At 59.2% G+C, this 3479-nt stretch carries 7 protein-coding genes; all 7 read right to left on the minus strand.

What is annotated here, in order from left to right:
- Positions 1-294: hypothetical protein (locus tag ACKTTN_RS14445; protein WP_407910609.1), on the minus strand; the 294-nt coding region annotated here is incomplete at its 3' end.
- 40 nt (positions 295-334) lie between these two features.
- Positions 335-586, minus strand: a complete 252-nt coding sequence (locus ACKTTN_RS14450) for a hypothetical protein (protein ID WP_407910610.1) — start codon at positions 584-586, stop codon at positions 335-337.
- Positions 587-684: 98 nt separating this feature from the next.
- Positions 685-1071, minus strand: coding sequence for a hypothetical protein (locus ACKTTN_RS14455; RefSeq protein WP_407910611.1), 387 nt, complete (start codon positions 1069-1071; stop codon positions 685-687).
- Between the two features lie 90 nt (positions 1072-1161).
- Positions 1162-1554 carry a hypothetical protein gene (locus ACKTTN_RS14460; protein WP_407910612.1) on the minus strand — a complete coding sequence of 131 codons (393 nt, stop codon included), beginning with the start codon at positions 1552-1554 and terminating at the stop codon, positions 1162-1164.
- Between the two features lie 177 nt (positions 1555-1731).
- Positions 1732-1974, minus strand: coding sequence for a nuclear transport factor 2 family protein (locus ACKTTN_RS14465; RefSeq protein WP_407910613.1), 243 nt, complete (start codon positions 1972-1974; stop codon positions 1732-1734).
- A gap of 493 nt (positions 1975-2467) precedes the next feature.
- Positions 2468-2851, minus strand: a complete 384-nt coding sequence (locus ACKTTN_RS14470; RefSeq protein ID WP_407910614.1) for a hypothetical protein — start codon at positions 2849-2851, stop codon at positions 2468-2470.
- A gap of 59 nt (positions 2852-2910) precedes the next feature.
- On the minus strand, positions 2911-3479 hold a 569-nt coding region (locus tag ACKTTN_RS14475), incomplete at its 5' end, for a hypothetical protein (RefSeq protein ID WP_407910615.1).

A 3479-nucleotide genomic window follows, 5' to 3' on the forward strand; every position in this document is an offset into this window, starting at 1 on the left:
ATAGACGCGCCACATAGACGTGTAGTCTGGATCGGTGACGATGTGTCCAGTTGCCTTGAGCCGGTACTCGCCGGCTTCCGCGCGCAAGTAGCGATCGAGCTCGGGTGGTAGAGAAAGCTCAGCGCCATCGATGCCGCTGGAAATTACCAGGCCTTCCTTTGAGTTGACACGGAGGACTGTTCCGAAGCACTGCTTGTCCTCAAGCACGTCACCAGCCGCATTGCACCAGCTCACTCCGACGAGAACGACCTTGCCGGTCATCTCGCGAGCCTTCTCTTCATCAATCGCAATCATCTTGTTATGCGCCCTAACACCTGAGTTNNTGGACGAATTGTTAGGCCGCGGCTGCGTAGAGCTGAAAGCCGGAACCAACCAACAAGAATGCGAAACCGACGAGCTGCTGCCGGAACTGACCGCCGAGTTCCTGGGCGAACGTGTCAATGGCAGTGCCAAGGTTATCGAAGGTGACCGGCCCTGACACATGACGTTTGAGAGCACGGGACGTGTTCCAAGACTGCCAGACGAGATAGCCACCACCGGCTGCCTGGAGCACGATCCCAATGATCGTCGCGCTTTGTCGAGACACTTGCTTGCTCCGAGGTTGAACTAGCGGCCTAACACCTGAGTTAAGCCGCGCCGCGAAGCGGCGTCGGCTTGGACGAATTGTTAGGGCGCAAAGCCACCTTACGGGCTTGCTTCCATGATGGGCTCACCCTTGCCGGTAAAGCCGTAACGAACTGTCACGGGCTGTCCGGTAAGGGTCACTCGCCGTTCCCACTGCGGAAGTGAGTAAATCTTCTTGCAGATGTAAGACTCAAGAGCCGGTTTGGCCATGAGCTCCTTGGCTCCGGAAGGAGTGGCGAGCGTGACCTGCTGGCCTGGTGAAACGCGGCCCACGAGCGTGCCGTCGACATAGAGCTCAGTGGCGCAGAGCGATCCCATCTTGCCGCTGTCGCGGTTGACCACGACTTGCGTTGAGCTGGCCGTCGTCGCGGGCGCTGCCGGTTGCTGTGCCGCGGCTGAGCCCACCAATGCGTACGCGACTGCCAAACCACCAACTAACTTAAGCATTTGAGTTCCCCTACTTGCCCATAAGCTCAACTTGCGCCCTAACACCTGAGTTAAGCCGCGCCGCGAAGCGGCGTCGGCTTGGACGAATTGTTAGGCCTCATCTGTTAAGCGATTGAGCCCGTAAGGATCAATCTCAAAATCAGCCTGCTCAATCATGAAAGTACAGGCGCGCTTCGCGTCATCCAGCGACGGGACGGCAATCTCCTCACACCTGACCGAAGTCATGTACCTCAAGCCGCTTTCGGTCTTGACCGCATAGTGACTTACTTCATCGATTCCCACGCGGATGCAATTGCTTGGGACCGGCCCGATGGGCGAACACAGATTGAAAGCATAGACCGCTCCCTTTTCAGCGAAATAGGAAAAGGACTCACCGGACATAGGGCGAATTGGGAGTGAGTGACGGCCGAAAAGCGTGCAGACGTGTTTGAGTACTCCGTCGCTCTTCTCGGTGACGTCGATCCAGATTTCCACCTCAAACACTACGAACGTCTCCTATGAGGCCTAACACCTGAGTTAAGCCGCGCCGCGAAGCGGCGTCGGCTTGGACGAATTGTTAGCTGCTCGGCCGTTACGCCAGAACAACCACGTGCGCGATCTTGCCCGATTCGACACGGTACGCGACGGCGGCGTGCATGGACTCGGGAAGCCCGGCTAGATTCAAACACTGACTCGCTCTTCATCCACGACGTAGCGGCCGGCTTGGAAGCGAGCGCCAAGTTCCGCGCGAAGGTTAGGGCTGTTGGCGAAGAGCGCGGAATACACCGCTCGCATCTCTTCGAGTCCAGTCATCATAGCGGCGCCGTCAGCGCCAGCAACGACAACATTCTCGGCGTAGCACGCGAGAAAGCGCTCAAGATCCCGCGCGTTGTAGGCATCGAGCTGTTCTTGAACTACGTTCACCTGGCACCTCGTTCCGAACAGCTAACACCTGAGTTAAGCCGCGCCGCGAAGCGGCGTCGGCTTGGACGAATTGTTAGGCCTAAAGCCCAGGAATAGTGCGCACATATTTGCCAGAAGCATCGAATAGATCAATGTGCTCCTCACCGAAAACGAAGCCGCATTTAGGAGGCTCGCCTGAGATGTGGGCGAACGTGGTGTGGATGCCAACAGTTCCATCGGGGTACGTGTGCGTGCCGAATCCGCACGAAATGTCCGATTCGGCGCAGCGGGCGCTGGACCTGCGCTTGGCCTCGGCAAGTGACGCAGCCTCAGCTTTGGATAGAGCCAGCGCGGAGGGGCGTTTCGGGAAACAGTGGATCTTTGGCTGCACCGGCGAACGCGTGCAGCCGCAAAGCACAAGCGTTGCTGCCACTACAAGAGCGAAGCGCTTACCCATTAGGCCTAACACCTGAGTTAAGCCGCGCCGCGAAGCGGCGTCGGCTTGGACGAATTGTTAGGCCGCAACCTTGTACGACCGCAGTTGCCACAGGAAGTAGCTGCACCCAACGATTGGCCAAGCAACCAAGGGCTCGCGCGCTAGCACTGCGACGGTGCCGCAAACCACGGCGGTGAGGCCTATTACCGCGCCGAATATGGCCTTAGCGCCTAGCGGCCTGTCGGAAACGATGCGCCAGTACAACACCCACATAACAGCCGCGCCGGCGCCCAGGCAGCCGAAGAACCCGGCCGCTGCGGCGAAGCCAGAAAGGGCTCCCGGCATGTGCATGCTCACACCGTTTCCCGCGCCTGCGAGCGCGAACATGCCAACGAACCCTCCGAGGAACGTGGTGGGAATGAGGACGAGGAGTGCCACTAGCTGAGCTGCGAACTTGTTCAATTGCGGCCTAACACCTGAGTTAAGCCGCGCCGCGAAGCGGCGTCGGCTTGGACGAATTGTTAGGGCCCAGGCGTATATCCGTCGAGCAGTGCTCGGAATGCTGACGCAGATGCCTTGAGTCCAGCGGCCGAATGCGAACTAACGGCAAAGGTGAGGAAGTACTCCCCGTCTTCAGCATAGGCTACCCGCTCCCACGCCCCGGTTCCTGCGGTTCCCGGCTCGAACCGCACGACCTTGAATCGGAGCCCGCTGCGGGCACGCATACCTGGCTCTGGTGTAATGGAAATGCCCGGTTCGCTCGAGCGAAGTTGAGCGATGTCCTTCGAGACAAACGCGGCCAGCGAGGCAATTTCCGGGACTCGCGGTCTGTAGCTCGCCTTGGCGTAGAGCACGGTCTCCGCTGTCGAAAAAGTTGAGCCGTCCGGGGCGAAGGCATTGAAGGCAAAGTACCGCGAGGAGCCATCGTCGTGGTGCCAGCCATGAGGCGGCGCGACCTTCGGCCACCACTGAAACACTACGCCGGTCTCAGAGGTCCGCGCGTACTTCTCGATTGCCGCGAATGTGGTCGGAGCGATGAGGAGAAGGCTGAGAATGAGCAGACGTTTCATATGGGCCCTAACACCTGAGT

The organism is Lysobacter claricitrinus, from assembly GCF_045866565.1.
Classification (GTDB): domain Bacteria; phylum Pseudomonadota; class Gammaproteobacteria; order Xanthomonadales; family Xanthomonadaceae; genus Cognatilysobacter; species Cognatilysobacter claricitrinus.

Coding starts and splice junctions, on each gene's coding strand:
- ACKTTN_RS14455 (WP_407910611.1), bottom strand. CDS start 1,071: ATGCTTAAGTTAGTTGGTGGTTTGGCAGTCGCGTACGCATTGGTGGGC.